The sequence below is a fragment of the Methanococcoides sp. LMO-2 genome, from assembly GCF_038432375.1.
Lineage (GTDB): Archaea > Halobacteriota > Methanosarcinia > Methanosarcinales > Methanosarcinaceae > Methanococcoides > Methanococcoides cohabitans.
Map to the genome: position 1 here is coordinate 105,442 of NZ_JBCAUS010000003.1, position 26,014 is coordinate 131,455.

The 26,014-nt window shown below is 46.3% G+C and carries 28 protein-coding genes and 1 tRNA gene; 19 read left to right on the plus strand and 10 right to left on the minus strand.

Annotated features, from left to right (window positions below; genetic code table 11):
* Positions 1–42 precede the first annotated feature (42 nt).
* Complete coding sequence (gene gatD / locus WOA13_RS05660; RefSeq protein WP_342126982.1) at positions 43–1,293, plus strand: Glu-tRNA(Gln) amidotransferase subunit GatD; 1,251 nt, start codon at positions 43–45, stop codon at positions 1,291–1,293.
* Positions 1,294–1,698: 405 nt separating this feature from the next.
* Here the strand turns inward: gatD and WOA13_RS05665 are convergent, their stop codons facing one another.
* From WOA13_RS05665 to WOA13_RS05690, 6 genes are all read right to left on the minus strand, one after another.
* Complete coding sequence (locus WOA13_RS05665) at positions 1,699–2,190, minus strand: type IV pilin domain-containing protein (protein WP_342126983.1); 492 nt, start codon at positions 2,188–2,190, stop codon at positions 1,699–1,701.
* Between the two features lie 109 nt (positions 2,191–2,299).
* Positions 2,300–2,773: a type IV pilin N-terminal domain-containing protein gene (locus tag WOA13_RS05670; RefSeq protein ID WP_342126984.1), complete on the minus strand. Its 474-nt coding sequence runs from the start codon at positions 2,771–2,773 to the stop codon at positions 2,300–2,302.
* A gap of 44 nt (positions 2,774–2,817) precedes the next feature.
* Positions 2,818–3,021 carry a DUF5371 family protein gene (locus WOA13_RS05675; RefSeq protein ID WP_342126985.1) on the minus strand — a complete coding sequence of 68 codons (204 nt, stop codon included), beginning with the start codon at positions 3,019–3,021 and terminating at the stop codon, positions 2,818–2,820.
* Positions 3,022–3,344: 323 nt separating this feature from the next.
* Entirely contained in the window at positions 3,345–4,502 is a 1,158-nt protein-coding gene (locus WOA13_RS05680; protein WP_048205639.1) for a formate--phosphoribosylaminoimidazolecarboxamide ligase family protein, read from the minus strand.
* Between the two features lie 189 nt (positions 4,503–4,691).
* Positions 4,692–5,417 carry a stage II sporulation protein M gene (locus WOA13_RS05685; protein ID WP_342126986.1) on the minus strand — a complete coding sequence of 242 codons (726 nt, stop codon included), beginning with the start codon at positions 5,415–5,417 and terminating at the stop codon, positions 4,692–4,694.
* A 5-nt stretch (positions 5,418–5,422) separates the two neighbouring features.
* Positions 5,423–6,274: a DUF63 family protein gene (locus tag WOA13_RS05690; protein ID WP_342126987.1), complete on the minus strand. Its 852-nt coding sequence runs from the start codon at positions 6,272–6,274 to the stop codon at positions 5,423–5,425.
* Positions 6,275–6,388: 114 nt separating this feature from the next.
* Here WOA13_RS05690 and WOA13_RS05695 point away from each other — a divergent pair, with 114 nt between their 5' ends.
* The 10 genes from WOA13_RS05695 (at position 6,389) to alaXM (ending at position 16,114) form a co-directional block, all read left to right on the plus strand.
* Positions 6,389–7,462: an NAD(P)-dependent glycerol-1-phosphate dehydrogenase gene (locus tag WOA13_RS05695; protein WP_342126988.1), complete on the plus strand. Its 1,074-nt coding sequence runs from the start codon at positions 6,389–6,391 to the stop codon at positions 7,460–7,462.
* Positions 7,463–7,656: 194 nt separating this feature from the next.
* Positions 7,657–8,109, plus strand: coding sequence for a UPF0179 family protein (locus WOA13_RS05700; RefSeq protein WP_419095409.1), 453 nt, complete (start codon positions 7,657–7,659; stop codon positions 8,107–8,109).
* A gap of 81 nt (positions 8,110–8,190) precedes the next feature.
* On the plus strand, positions 8,191–8,808 hold the full coding sequence (locus WOA13_RS05705) for a DUF2150 family protein (RefSeq protein ID WP_048205643.1): 618 nt from the start codon (positions 8,191–8,193) through the stop codon (positions 8,806–8,808).
* A gap of 245 nt (positions 8,809–9,053) precedes the next feature.
* Entirely contained in the window at positions 9,054–9,449 is a 396-nt protein-coding gene (gene cfbA / locus WOA13_RS05710) for a sirohydrochlorin nickelochelatase (protein ID WP_048205644.1), read from the plus strand.
* An 18-nt stretch (positions 9,450–9,467) separates the two neighbouring features.
* Positions 9,468–10,856, plus strand: coding sequence for a coenzyme F430 synthase (cfbE, locus tag WOA13_RS05715; RefSeq protein ID WP_342126990.1), 1,389 nt, complete (start codon positions 9,468–9,470; stop codon positions 10,854–10,856).
* A 28-nt stretch (positions 10,857–10,884) separates the two neighbouring features.
* The gene (gene cfbD / locus WOA13_RS05720) at positions 10,885–12,000 is read left to right on the plus strand and encodes a Ni-sirohydrochlorin a,c-diamide reductive cyclase catalytic subunit (RefSeq protein ID WP_342126991.1); all 1,116 of its coding nucleotides are present in this window, start codon (positions 10,885–10,887) and stop codon (positions 11,998–12,000) included.
* Between the two features lie 15 nt (positions 12,001–12,015).
* Positions 12,016–12,810 carry a Ni-sirohydrochlorin a,c-diamide reductive cyclase ATP-dependent reductase subunit gene (cfbC, locus tag WOA13_RS05725; RefSeq protein ID WP_342126992.1) on the plus strand — a complete coding sequence of 265 codons (795 nt, stop codon included), beginning with the start codon at positions 12,016–12,018 and terminating at the stop codon, positions 12,808–12,810.
* Positions 12,811–12,824: 14 nt separating this feature from the next.
* A complete protein-coding gene (cfbB, locus tag WOA13_RS05730; RefSeq protein WP_342126993.1) occupies positions 12,825–14,297 on the plus strand; it encodes a Ni-sirohydrochlorin a,c-diamide synthase in 1,473 nt (490 codons plus the stop codon).
* Positions 14,294–15,349, plus strand: a complete 1,056-nt coding sequence (gene endA, locus WOA13_RS05735) for a tRNA-intron lyase (RefSeq protein ID WP_342126994.1) — start codon at positions 14,294–14,296, stop codon at positions 15,347–15,349. The genes cfbB and endA overlap by 4 nt, the downstream gene beginning before the upstream one ends.
* 60 nt (positions 15,350–15,409) lie before the next feature.
* A complete protein-coding gene (alaXM, locus tag WOA13_RS05740) occupies positions 15,410–16,114 on the plus strand; it encodes an alanyl-tRNA editing protein AlaXM (protein ID WP_342126995.1) in 705 nt (234 codons plus the stop codon).
* A gap of 76 nt (positions 16,115–16,190) precedes the next feature.
* On the opposite strand, the gene ccsA is transcribed toward alaXM, so the two are convergent.
* The 4 genes from ccsA to WOA13_RS05760 all read right to left on the minus strand — a co-directional run bounded on the left by ccsA (position 16,191) and on the right by WOA13_RS05760 (position 18,885).
* Positions 16,191–17,258 (minus strand): cytochrome c biogenesis protein CcsA, encoded by a 1,068-nt coding sequence (ccsA, locus tag WOA13_RS05745; RefSeq protein WP_342126996.1) that lies wholly within the window; start codon positions 17,256–17,258, stop codon positions 16,191–16,193.
* A complete protein-coding gene (locus WOA13_RS05750) occupies positions 17,255–17,689 on the minus strand; it encodes a hypothetical protein (protein ID WP_342126997.1) in 435 nt (144 codons plus the stop codon). The genes ccsA and WOA13_RS05750 overlap by 4 nt, the downstream gene beginning before the upstream one ends.
* Positions 17,690–17,707: 18 nt before the next feature.
* A complete protein-coding gene (locus tag WOA13_RS05755; RefSeq protein WP_342126998.1) occupies positions 17,708–18,241 on the minus strand; it encodes a hypothetical protein in 534 nt (177 codons plus the stop codon).
* A gap of 152 nt (positions 18,242–18,393) precedes the next feature.
* A complete protein-coding gene (locus WOA13_RS05760; protein WP_342126999.1) occupies positions 18,394–18,885 on the minus strand; it encodes a rubrerythrin family protein in 492 nt (163 codons plus the stop codon).
* 200 nt (positions 18,886–19,085) lie between these two features.
* Between WOA13_RS05760 and WOA13_RS05765 the strand changes: the two genes are divergently transcribed.
* The 8 genes from WOA13_RS05765 to WOA13_RS05800 all read left to right on the plus strand — a co-directional run bounded on the left by WOA13_RS05765 (position 19,086) and on the right by WOA13_RS05800 (position 25,910).
* On the plus strand, positions 19,086–19,634 hold the full coding sequence (locus WOA13_RS05765) for a CDP-2,3-bis-(O-geranylgeranyl)-sn-glycerol synthase (protein ID WP_342127175.1): 549 nt from the start codon (positions 19,086–19,088) through the stop codon (positions 19,632–19,634).
* A 31-nt stretch (positions 19,635–19,665) separates the two neighbouring features.
* Complete coding sequence (gene pyrE, locus WOA13_RS05770) at positions 19,666–20,211, plus strand: orotate phosphoribosyltransferase (RefSeq protein WP_342127000.1); 546 nt, start codon at positions 19,666–19,668, stop codon at positions 20,209–20,211.
* A gap of 277 nt (positions 20,212–20,488) precedes the next feature.
* Positions 20,489–22,108, plus strand: coding sequence for a hydroxylamine reductase (gene hcp / locus WOA13_RS05775; protein WP_342127001.1), 1,620 nt, complete (start codon positions 20,489–20,491; stop codon positions 22,106–22,108).
* A 27-nt stretch (positions 22,109–22,135) separates the two neighbouring features.
* Positions 22,136–22,450, plus strand: coding sequence for a cupin domain-containing protein (locus WOA13_RS05780; RefSeq protein WP_342127002.1), 315 nt, complete (start codon positions 22,136–22,138; stop codon positions 22,448–22,450).
* Positions 22,451–22,827: 377 nt separating this feature from the next.
* Entirely contained in the window at positions 22,828–24,129 is a 1,302-nt protein-coding gene (gene purD, locus WOA13_RS05785) for a phosphoribosylamine--glycine ligase (RefSeq protein WP_342127003.1), read from the plus strand.
* 22 nt (positions 24,130–24,151) lie between these two features.
* The gene (gene argF / locus WOA13_RS05790) at positions 24,152–25,057 is read left to right on the plus strand and encodes an ornithine carbamoyltransferase (protein WP_342127004.1); all 906 of its coding nucleotides are present in this window, start codon (positions 24,152–24,154) and stop codon (positions 25,055–25,057) included.
* A 399-nt stretch (positions 25,058–25,456) separates the two neighbouring features.
* Positions 25,457–25,672 carry a hypothetical protein gene (locus WOA13_RS05795; protein WP_342127005.1) on the plus strand — a complete coding sequence of 72 codons (216 nt, stop codon included), beginning with the start codon at positions 25,457–25,459 and terminating at the stop codon, positions 25,670–25,672.
* A 153-nt stretch (positions 25,673–25,825) separates the two neighbouring features.
* Positions 25,826–25,910: transfer RNA gene (locus WOA13_RS05800), tRNA-Leu, on the plus strand.
* Positions 25,911–26,014 lie beyond the last annotated feature (104 nt).

A 26,014-nucleotide genomic window follows, 5' to 3' on the forward strand; every position in this document is an offset into this window, starting at 1 on the left:
AGAATTAGAGATCATATTGATGACGAATTATGAGGGATGATGATGGATTTTGAACTTGGTGACAGGATAAGGATAGAGAAGGACGGAAATGTTTACGAGGGCATCGTGATGCCAACCACCACCGACCATGTTGTGGTCAAGATGGTCAGCGGTTATAATGCAGGGATTGACCCTGAAGGAGCAACGATAACCCTGCTTGAGAAAGCCCAACCTAAAGCATCAGCGAAAAAGACGGCAGAAGGGAAAGCAAAGCCATCAAAGAAACTCCCAAAGGTCACCATCCTATCCACCGGCGGAACGATCGCCAGTAAAGTGGACTACCGCACAGGCGCTGTCACAGCACAGTTCTCAGCCGACGATATCGTGGATGCCATCCCGGAGATCACTGAGATAGCAAACATCAGCGGCAGGGTAGTCTACAACATCCTTTCCGAAAACATGAAGACCGAGTACTGGACCGAACTCGCCCAGGCTGTTGCCGAGGAGATCGAGAACGGTGCTGATGGAATCATCGTGGCACATGGAACAGACACCATGATGTACTCCGCAGCCGCCCTGTCCTTCATGCTTAAGACACCGGTGCCAATCGTCTTCGTGGGTTCCCAGCGCAGTGCTGACAGACCCAGCAGTGATAATGCCATGAATGCTATCTGTGCCACAAAGGTCGCTGTCAGTGACATTGCCGAAGTATGTGTGGTCATGCACGACTCCGCCTGCGATGACCGCTGTGCCATCCATTACGGCACAAAGGTCAGGAAGATGCACACATCCAGAAGGAACGCCTTCCAGTCCATCAACTCCGACCCGATAGGCTACGTGGATTACTCCACAAAGAAGATCGAGACAATCCTGCCATACACCAAACGCGGCACCCATGAGCTGGAAGTCAGATCTACACTCGAGCCAAAGTGTGCTCTGGTAAAGTTCGTACCAGGTGCCGATCCGGACATCCTTTCCTACTACGTCGACTCCGGTTACAAAGGAATCGTCATTGAAGGAACCGGACTTGGCCATGTTTCCACCGACTGGATCCCAAACATTAGGCGTGCCACCGAAGCAGGAATTCCGGTTGTCATGACATCACAGTGTTTGAACGGACGTATCTGCGACCGTGTCTACGATACAGGAAGGGATATACTGAAAGCCGGTGCTATCGAAGGTGAAGACATGCTTCCAGAGGTTGCGTTGGTGAAGTTGATGTGGACACTTGGGCAGGGTGGAAATCTGGAAGAGATCGCTGCAATTATGGCCACGAGTGTTGAGAACGAGATCACGGAATGCACGTTGAAGTAAGATATCACTTCAACTGTTTTATAGCATAAATTGGATTTAAAAGGAGTATTTGGTGCAGTTATGCACCATTTTTCTAACTTTTAGAACCTGAAACCAGTCATATCTCCTTGACAGCAGACTTTGATACCAGATCCGCATTCATGCAAGAAGTGCATAAGCTACAAGAACAACAGCAGCAACTAAACCTATTGCAAACATAAGGAACTCCGGCATCACTGTTGATGCTGCATTTCCATTATCATTTTTTCCAACTATTTTTGACCCTCCAATAAGGTAAATGCTTGATTCCCATTTAAATTATTGGTACAGACTTGTAACATAGCGTCCGTCGATGCTATGGCATACGCAAAATAAGGCAATCTGCGGCATTAAGTAAAAAATGGATGATGCATGGCTGCACCATACTTAGAATCTAACATCAAGATCAGCGATTATCTGTTGTGTGGCAATGTCAATAAACTTAACATCAGACCCACCAGAAAAGATGTCACTCACATCACCAGCGGTAATTTCGGTATTCAACATATCAGTTGTTCCGACTGCAAACCCGCCAACATCCGCTTCTTTGAAAATGCATATGGTTTCACCGGATGTGAATTTCAAATCCTCATCAGTTGTCAGCAGTGATACATCAACAACTTCACCGCCAACCAACATCTTTGTGTTTGCGGTACCTAGATATAGTTCATCTCCGCCCTGATGCTCGAGCATGATAACATTGTATCCAGTTGCTGTATCTTCAACTGCATTGATATTTGATACGGGAACTGAATCAGGTGCCCCCATTCCAAGTGCATACGCTGCAATGACGGCCGCAATGATGACAGCGATTGCAACCATCATGATTTCAGCAATAACTGGCGACACAGCGTCTTCATTTCGACTTATGTTGAACATATGAATAACCCCTTTTGACATAATAAAAGTGAGAATGTTGCTTCGATTGAAGGCTTGATAGAAAATTAAAAAAAAGAATGGTGCCGATTAAGCACCATGCTTATTGAATTTAGAACCTTACATCGAGTGATGAAATCATCTGCTGGCTGGTAACATCAACGATTGATACTTCCCTTATATCACTGGAATTACCAATGTTGTACAAATCTGCAGCTGCTACTAAATCAGCTTCAGTTGTAGTGTTACCTATCATGAAAGTACCATTTGTACCAATGTACAGGCGCTCACCGGCAGTAAATCTCTCATCAACAGCAGAAGTATAAACGACTTCTTGTCCACCAACAAGGAATGTGGTACTTGTTGATGAAAGTACTATCTCATCTCCACCCTGATGCTCGAGCATTATAATTGCAAAACCAGTGTCTGTCTCAGCTGCACTTGCTCTTACACTAGCCTGTGGTGCCATCTCGGATGGTCCCATTCCAAACACGAATGCTGCAATAACAGCAGCAAGGATCACAGTGATTGCGACCATCAGGATTACACCGATGACCGGAGACACTGCGTCTTCATTTCTGTTCATTTTAAACAAAGTATATTCCTCCACTTTTATATTACTAGGTTCAATTAAATACTTTTCTGTTGCTTCTTCTGTACCACTTTTTCTAGCTTATGAGTCCACATCTCATCACTCATGTCAGTGTACTCACACTCAAGATAGTGATCTACCGCCTTACTCAGGGCATCCTTTGTAGACGTTTCACCGGTCTTTTTCTTGAGTGCTTCAAGCTGGTCCTCAGCGAGTACAGTTTGTGCATGTACAATTTTCATGAGAACCTTCTCCTGATAAGAGCATCATGTGAACATACACACAACTAGCCTCATCATAATAATTATTATTATAATAAAAAGTATAAAACCATTTCGCCGAAGAAAAGTAAAATATAAGAAAATAAGACCTGATTATAGGAATGGAGATTTAAATATAATAAATGTTGCATAACACCAGAATTTTTGGATTATGATCACTTGGAAAAGGCGAAGGAATTAAAGAATACCTGAAGGCGGAGTAAATGAAAATATGAAAATAAGAAAATTGAAAAACTCCCCACCCAGGAGGAGCTTTTCTACTAAGGTAGATCGCCAGAGCGAACTTATGTGATGATCTTGTCGAGCTGGCCGGACTCGATGGCGCGGCGAACTTCCATTGCTACACGTCTTCCGGTGCTCATTGGCTTGCGCCAGAGGGTGTTGCCGTATGGGTGACCTACGGACATGTGGACGTTGGTACCGCCACCTACCCTTGGGGCAACATCATATATGTAGAAGTTAAGGTCCTTGTCGATGCAGGTCTGGAGACAGAACGGACCGATGACCCCTGGGTCATAGTATTCTTTGGATGCCTTTATGTATGCCTCAGAGAGCTTGAAGACCTCCTCCAGGAGAGATTCACGGAGTGTTGCTGAATTGTGTCCGCAGACGGTGTATTCAGGAGTAAGTTGGTGCTCTGCAAGGGTCATCTGCTGTGGTGCAGGCAGCCTTACGTGACCGTCAAGGCTTGTCTCGAATCTCCAGTCGATACCAAGCAGTTCGGTCTTGTTCATCTCTTCCTCGATCGGGGAGTAGAACAGGTCGAAGTTGAACACAGGGCCGATGATGTAGCGCTCGATCCTTGCTTCCGCAAGAGCTTCCCTTGTGATGACACCCTGCCTGATGAGAGATTCGGACTTCTCGACGTATTCGCTGTAGGTTCCTGCTGTGAAGAAACCGCGTTCGAGCTTTTTGACAGCGTGAGGGAGCTTTACCATTACAAGCTCATCGATATCTTCCGGATCTGTGATACGCTCAGGGAAGGGGAGACCTGCCTTTTCAAGGAGCCAGTAGTAGTCCTGGTCAAGACCTCTCTCCTCACTGCGGAGCATGTTCCTGCTGCCCACCATAGGCACGCGGAAGTCGTTCTCCACTGCATCGATGTCACAGTATGAGGTGAATGACCTGTTTGGAACGAAAAGAATGTTGTCGTCAATGAGCTTCTGCTGGTTTTCTGGACGCAGGATCTCATCGAACCTGTCATAGACAGCGTACTCATCAACAATGCCGCGAACAACATTGCCCTCAGCATCCCTCTGGGACTTGAAATAGTCGGTGTAGGTCTTCTCACGGCCGGACTGGCATATCGCGTAGGTCTCAAATCCTTCCTCGATAGCACCATCAAAGACGTCCAGTCCTGAATGGGAAGCAACCGCTCCGATCTTGATATTATCAGTATAATAGCTCTCAGCAATCTCAATAATCTCTTTCCTGTCGATCATCCTTTGTTCTCCGGATTTTTGTGATACAATAATTCAGTCGTATAAAAGGCTTATTATTGCCATCCCTGATAAATTCCTTCATTGCAATGGCAAAAAGGGAAGAAAATGATCATTCAGATGATTCCTCGAAAATAAATGAGAAGCAGACTAAAGACAAACAGGATGATAGCACAAAGAACAAAGATGCGATCAGATGATGCCTGTATACAGGCCGATCACCACAGGCGTAATGAACGTCTCGATCCCTGCTGCCAGCAAGAGCATCGGCATAATAAAGCGGAAGAAGATACTGATACCCTGCCTGAACTCGCCTTTTATATCAACATATCTTCCTGCCATTGAGTTGATCACGTTGAGCCCCATTCTCACACCCATGGCTGCGGATATCAATATCATCGGAAGCTCGATGATCCCGTGGGGCATGATACCCAGAAAGATGTAGGTAAAACCATTCTCCTGAGATTCAAGATAGGTTACGACCCCAAGAATATAGCCATTGGACAGCACGAACAGTAGTGGGATCAATCCAAAACCAAGCCCCAGGACAAATGCAAAAAGGCTCTTAATGGCGTTGTTGAAGAAGATGAACAGCATGATCTCCAGAGGTGTCATGTTCATGATAAGCTCAACAAGCTCTTCCAGGCCTTCAAGGGCAACATCGGATGATGCAGGATTGAACGCAGTGTAGAGATATCCTGCGATACCGGATAATATGAACAACAGGACAACTACTGTGATCTCAGGGACAAGGCCTGACAGGTAGGCACGGACCTTGCATAAGCCGCTTTCACAGACCATTTTATTTTCCTTTTTAAAGACGGAGACCTCAATGGTGTCAGTTACAATTTCATTTGTTGCGTCGCCATCCATTGGAATATCATCCACACCCGTTTCGCCGGTTTTCGCATTGTCCATTAATATCAGATCCCAAGAGCCATGCGGATCGTATTCCTGCATGCAGGGGACAGACCCAGTACGATTATGACCATCTTCACGAATGTCCTCAGGTTGCGTGACTCTTCATCTGCTGTGAACTGTGTGTCCAGAAGATATATCACAGGCAGGAATATGGCCATTTTCAGAGGATACATTACAAGGGCCGTGCCGGTCAGGTCGATGAGATAGGCAGGAACCACATGTTTCTCATAATATCCAAGGGTGTCAACCCCGATAAAGGTTGAGGATGCATCCAGCAGGTGTGCCCAGATGATGGTCATGTTGAGACGGTCATTCACATAGGACCATCCGGCCTTTTCCAGCATGAAATAGACAGCACCGGCAAAGAGCGTTCCAGAAGAAAGGATCGCGATCAGGGTGAAGGGACGTTCTATATCTTCAACCACAAGAAGGGTTATGATGTTAAGTGTGAACCAGCCGAGTCCAAGTAATGCAAAGGACCTGTGCCAGTCAGTGACCTTCCCTGAGGAGTAAAGCCATCTTGAGAACAGAAGGCATATAATAGTAGCAACGAACACGACGAAATAGATGTTCGGCGTTATGAAAAGATAGCTAAGGGGACGCTCAAATATGCCGGCATCCTCCATTACCCTGAGGGAAGAGCCTGCAAGAATAAAGGGAATGATTGAGAACACAAACCTCTCATCCACCTCAACTTTCCATTTATCAAGCAGCTTTGCCACTGCAAACACGCATATTCCCAGAATCAGTGCCCAGGTAAGAGTATTTACGGGATTATATCCACTATCCTGGAAAATGGGGTCAAGATAGTACTCATTAACAAATTGCATAATTTTATCTACGAACGGGCACATTGATAATCACTTGAAAGAGCTATAGGAACAACCTAATAACACTAATACTTATTAATATATGGTATCTGAGATAACAGAAGATCGTAGCGATATCATACATCTATTATAGGGAATATGGACGTGACGCAGGATATGAACGCACAGAAGAAATGGATGCAACTTCCAAGGGATGTCGTAGTCGGACATGGAGTCATCGACGACGTAAAGAATGTCTGCGCAGACCTGAAACTTGCCGACAATGCATTGATTGTCACAGGCAAGAGCACGAGAAAGATAGCCGGCGACATAGTCCACGACTCCCTGACGGACAGCGGCCAGAGAGTTGAAATGATCGTCTCAGAAGCTGCATCAATGAAAGAGGTGGACAGGGTCAGAAAGCAGGCCCTTGAATCAGGAGTTGAATACCTCCTGGGGGTAGGCAGCGGCAAGTCCATAGATGTTGCAAAACTTGCAGCCACCGAGATCGAGGTCCCTTTCATCAGCGTTCCAACAGCTGCATCACATGACGGGATAGTTTCATCCAGAGCGTCCATAAGAGATGGAAATAAAACAGCATCGATCCAGGCAAATGCACCCATGGCGGTCATCGCTGATACAGATATCATTGCAGAAGCCCCGTACCGCCTGCTGGCATCGGGATGCGGAGACATTATCTCCAACTGTACAGCAGTGCTGGACTGGCAGCTTGCAACCCGCCTCCAGAACGTGCCCTTCAGTGAATATGCAGCAGCATTGTCAAGCATGACGGCACAGATCCTGATAGATTCTGCTGACACCATCAAACCGGAACTGGAAAGTTCAGTACGAATGGTGGTCAAGGCACTGGTCTCAAGCGGTGTTGCAATGAGCATTGCAGGCTCTTCCAGGCCGGCATCAGGTTCCGAGCACATGTTCAGCCATGCTCTTGACAAGGTAGCACCCGTACCGGCACTTCACGGGGAACAGTGTGGAGTGGGAACAATACTAATGATGTATCTTCATGGCGGCGACTGGAAGAGCATACGGGATGCGCTTCAGGTAATCAATGCCCCGGTGAGTGCAGAGGAGCTTGGAATTGAAGATAAGTATATATTAGAAGCACTTGTACTCTCACATACCATCCGTCCCGAAAGATATACGATACTTGGCACCGGCCTGACGCCTGATGCTGCTGAGATAGTTGCAAGGAAGACAAAGGTCATATCCTGAAAAGCTATTGAAAGCAGATTACAAAGGAACTATCGGCGGAAGATAGGGGTATACTAACTATAGTAGATAAACAATGAAAGATCAGATGGTCAGACAACTAACGCAGATATCTACTATGAACATCATATTTCAAACATAATTTAAAGCATAACTTCAAAATTCATTACAATTTCATATAACACAAGGTGATTAAAATGGAGGACATGGATACCGCAATAACACTCATTGGAACCAAACTTGCAAAGGAAGGCCAGGAGTTCTTTTTCGAAGGCGAAGCACCGGAATGTGAACAGTGCAAGTTAAAGAACACCTGCATGGGTCTTGAAAAAGGAAGGAAGTACAGGATAGTCAAGGTAAGGAACCAGACAGTTCATGAGTGCTTTGTCCATGACACCGGAGCAATGGTGGTAGACGTGATCAAAGCACCGATCATTGCAGCTATCGACTCCAAAAAGGCGATCAAGGGCGCAACCATACGCTACCAGGCACCAAATTGTGACGCGGACCTGGATACTGAGACATACGACCTGTGCTATCCAAAGGGACTTCGTAACGGGGACAAATGCACCATCAATGAAGTGATGGAAAGCGTGGAGATCGAATCCGACCCATCAGTTTCCCTGAAGAAAGTGGAACTATTGCTCTGAAACGGTTCGAATGTCTTTTATATGAATACTGGAAACATGTCCTACATAAAAGCATAAGTGACAATAAAACGAGGTATCAAGATGCCAGAAGCTCATGAAAAAATAGATCATGAATTTTATACAACGGCTCGCTGGAACAACTGGCTTGGACAGGTGAAGGAAAGCGGGTTCGAATTCAAAGAAGAAGAAAACACTGAGAAGGAAGGTGCGGTCTTTGTGAACATGACGGATGATATCATTCTCGCATGTCTCAAAGTAATTGCAAAATATGAAAGCAATGCCCTTTCTGCAGAAGACGCCATGGCAATACTTGATGATATCAGGGGAATTGCACTGGCAGAGGTCGAACCAATATCCGAAGACATTGACCTTATGATCGAATCCCTCCAGACATCCCTCATCGGCAGCTTTGCTGCATGTGAGTGCTTCATTGCTGAAGGATTCGACAAGAAAGCAAAGATCGATGATCTCATCAGTGCAGCTGTGGAAGCCGAAGAAGCCGAGGACATTGACTCTGCAATTGGCTATGTCGCCCAGATAGGGGCACTTGTGCTTGATGGAAACTCACTTCCTGAATCAATGGAAGAACTCCCATACGGACTTGTCGCAGAATGGCTTGACGGGATCGACTCCATCGAAGCTGCTATGATCGGCGCTGACAGTTACAAAGAGGATGACGGCGATTACGACGTCGTCTGATCTTTTTATATTATTATTTTCTTTTCTTTTCTTTTCTCTTCTTTACTGATTTTCTTTTTTACAATTATTATTGAGGCAATGTTATCAGGGTATTTTAACCTGGTTTCTTTTGTCTTAATTAACACCGCAGATAAAATCCGAATTGTTTTTATGTAATCACATTATCTAAGGAGTAACACAAATGGTGTGCAATCGTATGAACACCATGAATAAATAATCAAGTTCAAACATAAGAGGTAATAAAAATGAGCGAAAAGATCGGAATTCTGGCTATTGGACACGGAAGCAGACTGCCTTACAACAAGGAAGTTGTTTCAGAAATTGCAGACACAATTGCAAAGAAGCACCCAGAATACGTCGTGAAGGTCGGTTTCATGGAGAACTGCGGCCCATCCGTAGATGAAGGACTTGCATCCTTTGAAGGTACAGGTGTTACAAAGATCGCAGCAGTGCCTGTGTTCCTTGCATCCGGCGTACACATCACAGAAGACATCCCGGAGATCCTCAAGCTCGATGCTGAGACCAACGAGGGCAAGTACACAGTCGATGGTCAGGAAGTTCCTGTTGTCTACGGCAAGCCACTTGGTCACCACGAGCTTCTTGCAGACCTTGTGTTCGAGAGAGCATCCGAAGTACTGTAAACAATAAACTCACAGAATATGACTGCAGGTCAAAGGGATGCTGTCGTGCTCGACCTGACGCACGCCGGCATACCGATCGCTAAAGAGATGGTGCGACTTGGATACAATGTACGTGCCATTGACGTCTATGATACATTGGACAATGCGACTATTACCGACCTGCAGCAGATATTCCCTGTTCTTTCTTCAGGTGAAGCTTTTGAACTTAAAACCACAGAAACAGTAGTTGCACCTGTACATCTTAACCCTGAGTACCATGTACTGAAAAGTGCAAGAGAAAAAGGGAACACGATCATCAGCCACCATACGATGGTGGGAAAACTTATTCTGGAAAGCGGAAGGCTTTCGACTTCAAAGGTCATCGAACTTACAGGTACAAAGGCCAAGACCAGTACCGCTTCTATCCTTGCAGACATCCTCTCAAGAAGCATGGATGTCGTACTCCACACATCCAGAGGACTGGAATACTGGAAAAACGGAATTGCTACCATCGTTCACAAGGGCTTGAGCATAGCTCCCGGAAGCATCCTTTCTGCTATCGCAAAAACAGAAGAGGCGAACATCAGACCGGAAGTGTTCATCCTCGAGACATCCATAGGCGGCACAGGATGTGCTGATATTGGAGTCATAACATCCCTTGAACAGGACTACGGGATCGCAAATAATACCGCCCTTGCAAGCGATGCTAAACTGCAGATGCTGGACAATGCAAAGGAAGGAAGTATGGTCATCGTAAATTGCGACGCCGGAAAAGCACTGCAAAGGGCTGCAGAGAAAGACCTTGAAATGATCACATTCAGTGATAAAAACGATAAAAATGCAGACTTTAGCCTTGAGATCAACGGGAACAATGTTGTTATATCTTCAAAGGACCGGTCAATAGAACCAATTATGGAAGAGGGATTCGACCTTTCGGCTTACAGGACTGCATTTTCCGCTGCTACTGCTATCTCGATAACCATGGGAATTGAAGAGAAGCAGATCGTTGGGACATTACAGAATTTCAGGGGCCTTACAGGAAGGATGGTAAAAGATGAGCTCGAAGGCAGAATACTAATTGATAACTCAAATTCGGGCATGGACATCCGTTCTGTGGAAAAGGCACTTGATTATGCTTCCGCTATTGCATCGGATATCAATTCCGACTCCAATGGCATGGAAATTGTCATGGTACTGGGAGAAGAAGCTGAACAGGTGTGTGAAGGCCTCCCGCCGGAGGACGTTTCTGACTTCTTAATGAAAAATGGAAAATATCTTAACAAAATTGTGTTAGTCGGAAGCCGGATGCGTGATATAAAATATGATGACGCATATTATGCAGGATCATTTGAGGAAGGACTATCCTCAGCTTTACAATGTACCAATATTGGCGATATAATTATATTATGTGTTAAGTGTTTCAGATAAAACGAATCGATGAAAATGAGGACCTGTCATGGATAATAAGAATATTTCGATCATACACCCACGACCAAGCTCCATCGTGGCCGCATTGTATACTTTGAGGGACCTGAACGTTGATGTTGCAATACTTCACGGTCCGCCAGGATGCTCTTTCAAGCACGCAAGACTGCTGGAAGAGGACGGGATACATGTTGTGACAACAGCCCTTGATGAAAGCGGTTTCGTTTTCGGAGGACATCGTGAACTTGTCAATGTGCTCCACAAGGTAAACGACATGTTCCACCCAAAGCTCATCGGAGTTGTAGGAACCTGCGCAAGCATGATCATAGGCGAGGAGATGCATGAACCGGTAATGGAAGCAGATCTGGATGTGCCCGTCATTGAAGTAGAGGTCCACGCAGGATACAGGAACAACACCAAAGGTGTGCTCTTTGCACTGGAATCCGCCCTTAATGCAGGCATCATCGACATGGAAGAGTTCAGCAGGCAGCAGCACCTTTTGGAAGAGGCTACTAACGTTGAACTGCGCCACGGTGCTGCAAGTAAGGAATACCTTGCACCATCCCGCGGTGATGTGAAGTACAAGGTAGCACAGAGGATCATCGAACTTCTCAAGGAAGGCAAGCGCGGAATCACTATCATGAACGCCAAGAAAGAGACCGGTTACATGTTCGCAGACATCACTGTCGCTGTGAATGAGATAGCTGAACAGCTTGGCAAGGCAGATAATATCATCAATATGTCCAACACCGACGTTGGTCTTGGGCTTCCGAGGGTGCGCCACCATGCAGAATGCATCATGAGAGACTTTGAGGAGAAGGACATTCCGATCCATGAGATCATTGGCGGACTGGACGAGTATCCGGTTGCAGGCGCTACCATCGATAAGCTGATAGAGGAGAAGTACAGCGACTACGACTTTGCCGTGATAACCGGAGTTCCACACGCCATACCAATGGACCACCTGTCCGACATGGAGATCATTTCCGTCACCAACGGCCCAAGACAGGTACTGCCTCTCAAGGAACTGGGACATGAACATGTTCTGGTGGAGATCGACCTGCATCCAAAGACACTTGGTGTCAACCACATAGTAGAATCCGAGTTCGGAGCCACATTAAGGGAAGTTGCAAAAGAATCAATTTGAACGGAGCATTCAGAGATGACAATACAGAAAAGAATAGCCATCTATGGAAAGGGCGGTATCGGAAAATCAAGCACCGCATCCAACGTTGCAGCTGCCTGCGCAGATGAAGGATACAAGGTAATGATCATAGGCTGTGACCCGAAGAGCGATTCATCCATTACTTTGCTTGGAGGCAAGCGCATACCAACGATCCTTGATCTTCTGCGTGACGGCGTCGATGTGAAAGAAGAGGACGTTATCCACGAAGGCTACAAAGGCGTAAAATGTGTAGAGGTCGGCGGACCTGAGCCCGGAATCGGATGTGCCGGACGCGGAATCATCGTTGCTATCCAGACTCTCAAGAAGATATCAAAATCACTTAACGAAATGGACCTTATCATCTACGATGTCCCCGGAGATATCGTATGTGGCGGCTTTGTCGCACCTATTCGCAAGGGACTTGTGAAGGAAGCCTACGTGCTGACATCCGGTGAGTACATGCCACTCTATGCCGCTAACAACATCTGCAGGGGACTTGCAAAGATCAATACGCCTCTTAGCGGAATTATCTGCAACTCCCGTAGCGTAAGCCGTGAGGAAGAGATCGTCACAAAGTTCGCATCCGAGATCGGAAGCGAGCTCATGGCATTCATCCCTAAGGAGCAGATCGTACAGGACTGCGAGAGAGACGGTTTCTCTGTAATGGAAAAAGCACCGGACTCCAACGTAGCACAGGTCTATCGCAAACTTGCACAGGCTATCATGGAAAGGGACAGTTCGGTCATGCCGGAAGCCCTTGATGATGAACGCCTGAGAGAACTTACAAGATAAAAAGAGAACATCTCATGCCAGCTGAAACAGCAGACAGAAAAATGGACATGCCAAGAATTCTCCTGGCAGCCGACAGGTCTTCCTCAGGCAAGACCACCATCACAGCAGGACTGCTTGCAACCCTCACTTCCAGAGGATACAGTGTGCAGCCCTTTAAGGTCGCACTTGATTACATCGATCCCAGCTATCACTCTGAGATCACCGGGCGACGTGCTCGTAACCTCGACGGTTACCTCATGGAAAAGGAAGGCGTGCTTGATGTGTTCACACATGCATGTGAGGTCGACGGGAAAGCGGACATTGCTGTTATCGAAGGCGTGAGAGGACTTTTCGAAGGGCTGGAAAGCCTTGGCGAAACGGGAAGCACTGCCCAGGTAGCCAAGATGCTGAACTGCCCTGTCATTCTGATCATCAATGCACGCAGTATCACACGTTCCGCCGCCGCTCTTGTGAACGGCTATAAGAACTTCGATCCCGACGTCAACATCGTTGGCGTGATACTGAACAACATCGGCGGCATGAGACATGCTAAAAAGGCAAAGGAAGCTGTGGAGCATTTTACAGGCGTCCCTGTTCTTGGAATAATCCCAAGGGACAATGCTATGCAGATATCCATGCGCCATCTGGGACTTGTCCCCGCCATCGAGGAGAGGCGTAGGATCAACGATCTTGATGAACGCATCACTGCTATTGAAAAGAGAGTTTCCGAAGGTATCGATATCGATAAAGTGCTGGAGCTTGCGAGGCAGGCTGAAGCCGTGGAAAAGCCAGCAACTACCATTTTCACCGCACGCAAAACTGAAGGCGAGGCCCCGGTCATCGGTGTTGCACTTGATGAAGCATTCAATTTCTATTATCACAATAACCTTGAGCTTCTGGAGCTTGCAGGAGCAAGGATCGAGTACTTCAGCCCGATCCATGACAAGAGCCTTCCGGATGTGGATGCACTTTACCTCGGAGGCGGCTATCCGGAGCTTTTCGCTTCCGAACTTGAAGCCAACGAGAGCATGAGGCAGGATATCAAAAAGGCAGCAGAGGACGGACTTCCCATCTATGGAGAATGCGGCGGCCTTATGTATCTTACTGAACGCATCACCACAGGCGTAAAAGGAAAAGGCACATACCATATGGCGGAAATGCCGGAATCAACACATGAGATGGTTGGAGCACTGCCAGGACATTCGCTTATGGGTCACAAGCGCGTGGTCAGCTACAACATCGGAGCACTTGATGTTGATACGGTCATAGGGAAATGCGGAAACTCATTCATCGGACACGAGTTCCACCATTCCGAAGTAACAGAAATACCATCCGATGCAAAGTTCGCAATAAAACTATCACGAGGAACAGGGATCGTAGACGGATGGGACGGACTGGTGAAAAATAATACACTTGGAGCATATGCCCATCTGGAAGCATCCTCATACAGGGACTTTGCCACATCTTTTGTGGATGCAGCAGCAAGATACAGGAGTGAAAAAGCTTGAAAGCAGAAATAATCAAAGATCGTGTGCTTGCAGAGAAAAAAGCCGTTAACGAACTCTATAACACCGGCTATTATGGAAGACCAAAGGACGAAGGTCTGGAACTTACACTTATTGAAGCTGCCTATCTTGCATACCGCGGGAAGATCGAAGTGGAGAATAAAGGCGAGGTGCTTGATTTCGCAGGATTCTTCAAGACCGCATCGACCCTGCAGCCATCTTTCGAGCTAAAATATATCGTTTACAAGGACCTCAGGGAAAGAGGGTTCTACGTCCAGCCCGGAGTTACCGATTTCAGGGTGTATCCCCGTGGAAGTCACCCCGGAAAAGGTGCTGCAAAACAGTTCGTGTATGTCAGGTCTGAAAGAGTGCCAATGCCACTCAAAGATCTGCTCAGGTCACTGAACGCAGCGGAAAATGTCCGCAAGCAGATGATCCTGGCTATTGTAGATGAAGAGAGTGACATCACATTCTACGAAGTGAAGAGACCACGCATAAAGGGCGGAATGGGAGATTCACTTTACCCGGACATCAATACTGATGCCACGTTCCTCGAGGACAGGGTCATAATCTGGGACGAGGATGCATCCACCGTGCTCTTTGAGAACGGTTTCTATGGCAAACCGCTTGATAAGCAAAGGCTTCAGCTTTCCCTTGTGGAATCACGATACCTGATGGAAAATGGTGTTATCAATGTCAGAGACAGGCAGGACAATGTGATGGACAGCGAGTCATTTACAGAGATCGCTTCGAAGATCGAGCCGGAGTTCCTTTTGAAGAACAGTGTTTACACAGACCTCCGTGAGAAAGGAGTAGTTCCAAAAACAGGATTCAAGTTCGGCAGCCATTTCCGTGTCTATGCACAGGTGGAATCCCCTGCAAAGATACCTCACTCTGAATATCTGGTACATTCAATTCCTTCAGACCATGAGTTCAGACTTCCTGTAATGTCAAGGGCTGTCCGCCTTGCTAACAGTGTCAGGAAAAGCATGCTATATGCGGTTCCTGAAGATGATGGTATCGACTACATTGATATTGGAAGAGTGAAGATGTGATATTCCACATCAACACTTTTCAAAATAACATTTATTAACTATCTTTTCAAATTATCTGGCATGGAAGCACTTTATCTGAAAGACTGTTACGTCAGGGAATTCGAAGCCACTGTTTTGAGCGTGACGGATGACAAATTCGTTGTCCTCGACAGGACCGCCTTTTACCCAAAGTCCGGCGGCCAGCCATACGACACCGGAGTTCTAATAAGCGATGGGAAGGAGTACAAGGTCGTTTTCGTAGGGAAGTTTGACGGCCAGATCAGCCACGAGGTCAGTGAACCGGGACTTAAGGAAGGCGACAAAGTAAAAGGGATCATCGACTGGGACAGGCGTACCCTTTTCATGAACTATCATACCGCATCCCACATCCTCAGTGCGATCATTCACAACGAGACCGGAGCGAAGATCTCAGGGAACCAGATCGCAGAGGAGAAGACACGAGTGGACTTCAATCTGGAGAACTTTGACAGGGAACAGATCGGCTCATACGAAGCAAAGGTAAATGAGGTCATCGACAGGAAAATTGATGTGAAGATCGACATCCTCCCCAGAGAAGAAGCACTAACGATACCCTCGGTGGTCAAGCTCAAGGACGCATTCCCTCCAGAGATAGAAGAGATCCGTGTTATCAGGATACCGGAGATCGATGATCAGGCATGCGGTGGGACACATGTGAAAAATACAGGTGAGATCCCGCACATCGAGATCTTCAAGGCAGAGAATAAAGGAAAGAACAACAGGAGGATATATTTCAGATTCGCCTGATCTTCTTTTTTAAATGTCTAATTTCATTTTTATACTTAAACTTAAGCTTAAATTGACACTACCGATCGTAATGATATCAATCCTCATCATCCTCGAAGTACCTTCTTACAAGCAGAACAAGACTTGAACCGAGAAGTAGCAACAGGAAGATAGCGATGACCATGCCTTCCAGAGTAAAGTCCTGCCATGAGTGTACCGATACCCACATACCGCTACGGGTAACGAATGTTGCGAATATGACCAGTATGAAGGAAGTCACTGCAAGCATCGGCGCGAGGAACCTGTATTCCCCATGTTGGACCCTTGTCTGGGCATGAAGGTAAGCGGTGGCAGTTATCCAGGGGATCAGTGAGGATGTCTCAACAGGGTCCCATGTCCAGTACCATGCACCCCAGCCGAGGACCTCGTATGCCCAGAAACCGCCAAGTCCGATACCTGCTGTGAGGAAGAGCCATGCCATCCTCATCCAGTCCCGGGATATCTTTATCCATTTCTCATCATCGATGATAAGGGTTGCAAGAGCAGCTGCGAATGGAATTGTGAAAGCTGCATAACCAAGGAACAGTACCGGAGGATGGACTGCCATCCACGGGTTTCTCAGGAGAGGATTCATACCCTGTCCGTCCGTAAGCGGATATGCTGATACGAACGGGTTCCAGTTGGAGATCTCCACGTATGAACCTACATCTCCATAATACATGGAGAACGGGTTCTTCAGTACCAGCAACATCAAGAAGACGGTAACGATAAGCAGGCATATGGCCCGGGTGATGTTCATGACCCTGCTATCGAACAGCTCCTTAGTATGCCCTGTGTACTGCATTGCCAGAAGCATCAGGAGTGTAAACCATGTCCAGAGCAGGAAGGAACCCTCCTGGCCTGCCCACAATGCGGAAAGACGATAGACAAATTCAAGGTCGACGCTTGAATGCATGTAGACATAGACGTAGGATGCCGATACCGTAAGCAGGTAATAGGTCAGCATCAGGATCGCAAGAGTGATAGCTGCCGTACAGCCAAGCTCAAGCTTCCTGGAAAGTGAACCTGCACTGGTACTGTTTGTACGCAGGTGGATGATGGAATATGCAGCTGAAGCCGCACCGAGGATGAAGGCTATCCAGATGAGGATCATTCCAAAGTTCATTTTTTGCCTCCCTTGCGGCTTTCTGGGCCATTGTCCCATTTTCCTTTGATCTTAGCCACAGTGTTTGCAGCTTTTCCATCAACCGAATAATCGATAATTCCAAGAATACTTATTCCGGCAAGCATCAGGAAAAGGCCACCCCAGATGAATGTGATGAAAGGTACGGTTCTTACATATATGCTGACCTCACCACTGTTCTCGTTCAGCGCTTTTGGAGCGATGAAAAGTTCTTCGAATATTCCACGATGCACGTATGTGGTCGTGTAGGTCTGGCCCCATTTGAAATCGGTGATGTATTTCACCTGCCCACTGTCAAAATAAGCACCGTTTTTGTAGACATCGAAATCCACATAGGTTGCATAGGATGAACCATGATACTGTTTGTAATGTGAACCTTCGAAAACGGAATCCATTCCGGTAACCGAGACCATGTAGTTCTGTCCTTCGAACTAACCGGCAGAGTCCATGGAGACAACAGCAGAACCATCCACTTTCAGGTTACTGCTGGCGACGATACCTATGAGGATGAGGATGATTCCAAGGTGGATGACGTGTGCACTGACCCCGCGCAGTTTCATCATGTTGGAATCCCTTTGCAGGGACATATAGATCTTGTAGAATGTAGCCACCAGACCCATGCTCACTATTGGGACCGAAACATCAAGGGGAAGGTTTCCGAATGGTGAAAGAAAAACAAATGCTATGGACATTGCTACTGTGAGACCTCCCACGAACAACGTTCTCTTCGCACCGAAGTAACCATAGAGCAAATACATCGTGAGCAATACCACCAGTCCTGCGGTTGGAAGAGCGCTCCTGTTATTGAAGTACTCAGGAGTCATAGCCATTTCAACTCCTGTGGTCAGCCTGACTATCAGTGGAGTCAGCATGCCCACGGTTATGAGAGCAGCAAGGAGCAGCATGGTCAATACCGCTACCAGCATAAGGTTACTGCTGTTCACGAGGTCTTTGCTTTGTTTCATGAAATTCACAATCGTTATGTCTGTTCAAATATGTATCGGTACTGACATTAAAAAAGCAGGATCAATAATGACAGAATATTCCTGGGATAATTATTTACGGAAAAGAAAGTTTGAAAGGCGGCATAGCCCGCCTTACAGAAAATACCTGTTGTTCACTCCACCTTGCTGAATTTTGAATGAACAGCACCACAGACAGGACACCTTTCGGGTGCTTCGCCTTCCACGGTATAACCACATACCTCACAGACATAGTAGTCTGCATCTTCATTATCATCCATATTGTCCAGTGCTTTCTGGTATAGCTCAGCATGGACCTTTTCGACCTGGTTTGCCATATCAAAGCTGCGTACAGCCTTTTTGTTGCCTTCCTTTTCTGCTTCCTCGATGAAGGCAGGGTACATCTCGCTGAATTCCATGGTCTCTCCGGCAATTGCTTCCTGAAGGTTCTCCTCAGTGCTCTTTACCTCTCCCAGTACCCTCAGGTGATTGTGAGCATGTACTGTTTCTGCATATGCTGCAGCCCTGAACAGTTTGGCGATCTTCGTGAAACCTTCCTTGTCAGCCATTTTTGCAAAAGCAAGGTACTTCCTGTTTGCCATTGATTCACCTGCAAACGCTTCTTTCAGATTTTCGGTTGTACTCATGAGATTCCTCCATTTTTTACGATATTGCAAGTTAACTGTGCACATATCTAATATATGATTAATGGAAGGAAGAATCGGAGGAAGAGCATGTTAGAGGGACTGCCTGGTGAAAAGAAGAAAGGCCGGAGTTTGAGTTGGTTTTATATATCAATGGAGCAGATTAAAGCAAAAAACATTGAGTTGATAACACGATCGAGCTAATTGTTCTTGCAGTATGGTTAATGCTTCCGGCATACCTGCCGAATCCTTTTGCAGCTGTCTTTGGAGGCGGTCGCCCCATAGACGGTGGAAAGACAATGTCTGACGGCAGGCGCATCCTCGGGGATGGAAAGACCTTCCGCGGATTCTTTGCCGGACTTATATGCGGTACCCTTGCAGGACTATTGCAGATGAGGCTGATCGAAAGCTACCCTGTGATACTGGGAGCACAACTTCCGACATTCGGAACAGGCGGCCTGAACACTACCATCGTTGTGTTCGCTCTTGCTTTTGGCTCTCTCTTCGGAGACATGTTCATGAGCTTCTTCAAGAGACGTATGGGACTGAAACGAGGAGCTCCACTGCCTGTTGTGGACCAGCTTGATTTCGTCATGGGAGCACTAATATTTGCTTACCTGGCATCACCATACTGGTTCTCCGAACAGTTCACGTTCAAGATCATACTGGTAATCCTGATCATCACACCCCTGCTTCACCTTGTGACGAATATCATAGGTTACTTCATGGGTGTCAAGAAAGAACCATGGTAAATACCTAGCATCATAAAAGGAACGGATCACAATGACAACATCATCAAATGAAAAGGAAGAACTTATAGAAGCGCTCAAGGCCTGCGGAGCTGTCAAGTTCGGTGAATTCACCCTGGCATCCGGCAAGAAGAGCAAATACTATATAGATATCAAGAAGGCCAGCTCAGACCCTGGCACATTGAAGATCATCGCAAAGCAGGCGGCTGCACTTATCAAGGAAATGGACATCGACATTGTTGGCGGTGTTGCACTTGGTGGTGTACCAATTGCCACAGCAGTATCTCTTGAGACTAACATGCCACTCCTCCTAATACGCAAATCTGCCAAGGAATATGGAACCGGCGGAAGATTTGTAGGCGACGCGGAGGAAGGTGACAGGATCATCCTGCTGGAAGATGTGACCACCAGTGGCGGCTCTGTGCTGGAGGCTATCGGTGCAATAAGGGAGGCAGGATGCATCATTGACAAAGTGATCACCGTAGTGGACCGCGAGGACGGTGCAACTGAGAACCTCGGTGAGATCGATGTGAAGCTTGTCCCGCTTGTGCGTGCAAGTGACCTCCTTGCTGACAAATAAAACAATAGGATTGCAGCAGTAAAGTTATTCTGCTGCAATTGGCTTTTTTTAGTTTATTTCCACTTACGGATTTTTGCCGCTCGCACTTTAAATAGTTTTAACGACATAGCCTATAGAGGAGTGGGTTAGTAGCATTCATTTTGAAGTATCAAAGTGGAAACTGCCTCTATAAGTAGCATTATCCCTGATATAACAGTGTTAACTCTCGAACACAATTGTATTTCGGGCAGAGAGAGCCACATACCTACATACCATACCTAAAATTCAAGGTGATAATATGTTCTGTTACCAGTGTGAAGAAACAATGAACGGGGAAGGCTGCACAAAGAACGGCATGTGCGGCAAGAAAGGGGAGGTTGCAGACCTTCAGGACGATCTCATCTATGTACTTAAGAGCGTTGCATTCTATAACCAGAAAGCAAGGAAGGCTAAAATTTCTGAGGAGATCACTGATGATTTCATGCTCGATGCACTGTTCTCAACAATAACAAATACCGATTTCAGAGCAACTGGTATCCAGGAACGCATTGACAGGGGATTTGAACTGCGTGATGAGATCAAACAGAAACTTCTGGACAACAATGCACTTGATGAAAGCGACCTTCCTGAGATCGCAACCGTAACACCGGAAAACCTCAAGGACAGGAATACCGGCATACTTGCAACAGAGAACGAAGATATACGGTCATTAAGGGAACTGCTCATCTTTGGTATCAAAGGAATTGCAGCATACGGACATCATGCCATGGTGCTTGGCCAGACCAACAAGAAAGTGCTTTCATTCATAGAGGAAGGCCTTGTGGCAACCACGGATGACAGCCTGACCGATAAGAACCTCGTCTCACTTGTCCTGAGATGCGGGGAAAAGGGTTTCGATATAATGGCAGCACTTGATACGGCTAATACTGGTGCGTTCGGAAACCCTGAACCTACGGAGGTCAATATCGGAACAAGGGACAGACCGGGAATCCTCATCAGCGGACATGACCTGAATGACCTGAAACAACTACTTGACCAGACCGAGGGAACAGGTGTTGATGTCTATACTCACGGTGAGATGCTGCCTGCAAATTCATATCCGGAATTCAAAAAGTACGAACATCTTGTCGGCAACTACGGTGGATCCTGGTGGCACCAGAAGCAGGAATTCGAAAGCTTCAACGGACCTATACTGATGACAAGCAACTGTATAGTCCCTCCAAAGAAGACCTACATGGACAGAATATATACTACCGGTTCTGTTGGTTTTGATGGCGTCACACACCTAGTAGCCAAAGATGGCAAGAAAGATTTCTCAGCCATCATCGAGCAGGCAAAGAAGTGTGAACCTCCGGTGCAACTGGAAGAAGGTAGCATTATGGGCGGCTTTGCTTACGACTCCGTACTGACCAATGCAGACAAGATCGTTGATGCGGTCAAATCAGGCAAGATAAAGAAGTTCATTGTCATGGCAGGTTGTGACGGACGTCACAAGGACAGGCAGTACTACACGGATTTCGCAGAAGCTTTGCCAAAGGATACTGTCATACTGACCGCTGGCTGTGCAAAATACCGCTACAATAAACTTGGTCTTGGAGACATCGACGGCATTCCAAGGGTACTGGATGCAGGACAGTGTAATGATTGTTTTTCACTGGTAATCATCGCACAGGGACTTATGGCCAGACTTGGATTCATAGATGTTAACGAAGCACCTATCTCGTACAATATTGCATGGTACGAACAAAAGGCAGTCCTTGTGTTGCTTGCCCTCCTGAGGATGGGAATACAGGACATTGTACTTGGCCCGACACTTCCGGCATTTGTCTCACCAAATGTCCTGAAGGTATTGGTGGATGAGTTCAACATATCACCTAACACCAACGTAGAAGAGGACATGGAGAGACTCTTAAAATAAGCGCTTAACAATGGAGACGAGGAAATCATGAAGATCATAGAATTAGATAAAGCACCTGAGAAAGAGAACCCTCACAAAGTACTTGCTAAAGGCCTTTTCGATACCGAGCAGGTCCAGGTCGTACACCTTGAGCTCAAACCCGGAGAGGCACTTAAACTGCACAAGACACCAATGAACGTGTTCTTCTATGTACTCGAAGGTACCGGTATCGTTGTGATCGGAGACGAGGAAGAAACTGTCTCGAAGGACACACTTATCGAAAGTCCAAAGGCCATACCTCATTTACTGAGAAATGAGAGTGATAGCCTATTCCGTTTCCTCGTTGTGAAGCTGAAAGAGTAAATAAGCTATAGTAAAGAGGTTGCATCCACAACAAGGATGCAACCAATATTTTTTTTCTTCTTAATGGTAAGTTGTTCCTTCTTTTTTGATATGCTTATAATCAGAACGCTATCCAGCCTGTACACATACTTCAGGATATATTTTTACATTATGGCACTCTTTTTTTGAATGAAATTAAAATGCTATACAAAAAGACAAAATGTCACCGTTAACAAAGAGATCATGTCGGAAAGTATTTATTTAATACAAAGAGAATTAGCTCCCTTAACATATCTAAATAAACATATCAATATTACTTTTTCAATGATATAATGAAAATAATAAAATAAATTTATTATTAACATCAATACATTTTTTATTCAAATGAGGTTATACAGATGAATGTTCTAATCGTTGGTGGCGGCGGCAGAGAAAATGCAATCGCAGATGCTGTTGCAAGAAGTGAACGCAAACCTGCAATGTTCTCAGTAATGGCAAAGAAGAACCCCGGAATTGCCAGCTTGTGTGAAGACGTACTTCTGGTCAAGGAGACAGAGGTGGAAAAGGTAGTCGAATACGCAAGATCAAAGAACATAGAAGTTGCTTTTGTCGGACCGGAAGCACCTCTTGCAGCCGGTCTTGCAGATGCCCTTGAGGAAGCTGGCATCGGAGTTGTCGGCCCTAAGAAAGATGTCGCACGTATCGAGTTCGACAAGGCATGGGCCCGCAATTTCATGAGGGACAACAACATCGATGGATGTCCTGCATTCAAAGTATTCTCAAGCGAGGAAGGACTTGAGGACTACATCGAGGAACTTGGCAACGTTGCCATCAAGCCTGCAGGACTTACAGGTGGTAAAGGTGTCAAGGTCATGGGAGACCAGTTACCTGACACAAAGGCTGCTTTTGAATATTCAAGATCATTGCTCGACGGCGACAATGTCGTTGTGGAAGAGAACCTTATCGGCGAGGAGTTCACATTACAGGCGTTCGTTGACGGAAAGAACCTTGCGTTCACACCATGCGTGCAGGACCACAAGCGTGCCTTTGAGAACGATCTGGGACCAAACACCGGCGGAATGGGATCATATTCCAGTGCCGACGAACTTCTTCCTTTCATGAACGTCGATGACATCGAACCTGCAAGGGAGATCATGAAGGCAACCGTGAAAGCCCTGCATGAAGCAACCGGCACACCGTTCAAGGGAATCCTTTACGGCCAGTTCATCCTTACAAAGGCCGGACCAAAAGTAATTGAGTTTAATGCAAGGTTCGGCGACCCTGAAGCTATGAACGTGCTTCCACTGCTCGAGACCGATATGGTGGATGTCATGTCCGCAGTTGCCAATGGAACACTTGACGAGCTTGATGTAAAGTTCGCCCACAAGGCGACCGTCTGCAAGTATGCAGTACCTGCAGGATATCCTGACGAGCCTACAAAGGACAAGGAGGTCGTTGTTGGAGATATCGGTGATGCAATATTGTTCTATTCAAGCGTATATGAGAAGGATGGAAAGGTCTACACAACCGGCTCCAGGGCTGTAGCTGTTGTGGGTATCGAGGAAACCATCGACAAGGCTGAGAAGATCGCGCAGAATGCACTGGAGAACATTATCGGAGACCTGCATTTCAGAAACGACATCGGAAAGCCGGAACTTATCCAGAGAAGGATAGACCACATGGAAGAGATCCGTGGTTAACTATCGAACCTGAGTTGATAACATGAAACATTTACTATCAATGACCGACCTTGCACCCGAAGAGATCATCGAGATCCTTGACATGGCAGAAGACCTCAAGGAGAAGAGGGTCCGCGGGAAGGTCACAGACCTGCTTAAGAACAAGAGCCTTGCGATGATATTCGAAAAGTCATCCACAAGGACAAGGGTCTCGTTCGAGGTTGCAATGAGCGACCTTGGCGGACATTCCATTTACCTTAATTCAAGGGACATTCAGATCGGACGCGGTGAAACAGTATCAGACACCGCAGAAGTGCTCTCACGCTACGTTGCAGGTATCACTGCAAGGGTGAACAGCCACAAGACCGTTGAGGATCTTGCTGCACACTCACAGGTACCGGTCATTAACGCACTTTCCGACCTTGAGCACCCATGCCAGATCCTGGCTGATTTCCTGACAATCCGCGAGTACAAGAACCGCCTTAAGGGATTGAAGTTCGCATGGATAGGCGATGGTAACAACGTCTGTAACTCACTTATCCTCGGGTGTGCCCTCGTTGGTATGGAGATCGCTGTTGCATGTCCAGAAGGATATGAGCCAATGCCAGAGATCGTGACAAAGGGCAGGGAACTTGGTGGAGAGATCACTATCACGAACGATCCACAAGAAGCTGCAAGGGATGCAGATGTACTCTATACTGACGTCTGGGTATCCATGGGCGATGAGGAAGAAAGGGACAAAAGGCTTAGCGATCTTGCAGACTACCAGATCAATTCCGAACTGGTGGCTGTTGCAAAGCACAATGTGATCGTCATGCACTGCCTGCCTGCACACAGGGGTGAGGAGATCTCAGCAGAGGTCATGGAAGGACCACATTCCGTTGTCTTCGACCAGGCAGAGAACCGTCTTCATGCGCAGAAGGCACTTATTCTGAAACTGATGGCATAAGATGCCATCCATTTTCTTCTTTTGAAGCCTTCAAAAGGCCTGATACAATTTTAACGCCGTTATCCATTTTAAGGCTACGATACGTTTTGCACATCCGTCGCCAATTAAAGGTGGGTTAGGCTATATACGAACGAAGACAACCTATGTATTAGATCAAGAGTTCCTGTTTCTTCTACTCTTGATCGACTCCTTTAGATACTTTTTTTGAAGACCGGGATCTTCAAAACAACCTCCAAAACTCCTTTGAAAGGGGCCATTGGCCCTTTTTAACATTAAATGTATCCATTAATCTATTCATTCCTTATTCCATCCATTTGCAAGTGTTTTTGGATATAATAATGATGTTAACACTGATAACTTTTCAAAGAAAACATAAGACATATTAAGCATGGAGATAATATGCATAAAATGGTGATAGATATGTGGACATTCTCAAAATTAAGTAAAGAAAATATGGACGCAATTGGTGCAGCAGAAGAAAAACTAGGTGTGACCCTTATTGCTTTTTCAGAAGAGGGCACCAAATTTGCAGATCTCGGCGATGAAGCTGTCAAAGAAGTAAAGGCACTTGAAGAGAAATTAGGCCTTTCCCTTGTAGCTCTTGAGACAAAATAAGATCGGATGTAACACCTTACACCCCTCTCATTCCTTTTTCTTTTTTCCTCTATTATCATTTTATCTTCATTTCCACATGACCTGACCACATCAATCGAACCCCGGAACCACAACGCTTAATAATGAAAAACACTACTATTGGCTAGCCAAGGTGCGAGGGTTGCCCAGCCAGGCCAAAGGCGATAGGTTCAGGGCCTATTCTCGTAGGAGTTCGAGGGTTCGAATCCCTTCCCTCGCATCCATTCTTTTTTCAATTCACTACACATGGATACATGATATGGCGATAATAAAAAGCAAATATAAGGCCATTATGAATTCAAAAAATGTCCATGTTCATATCAA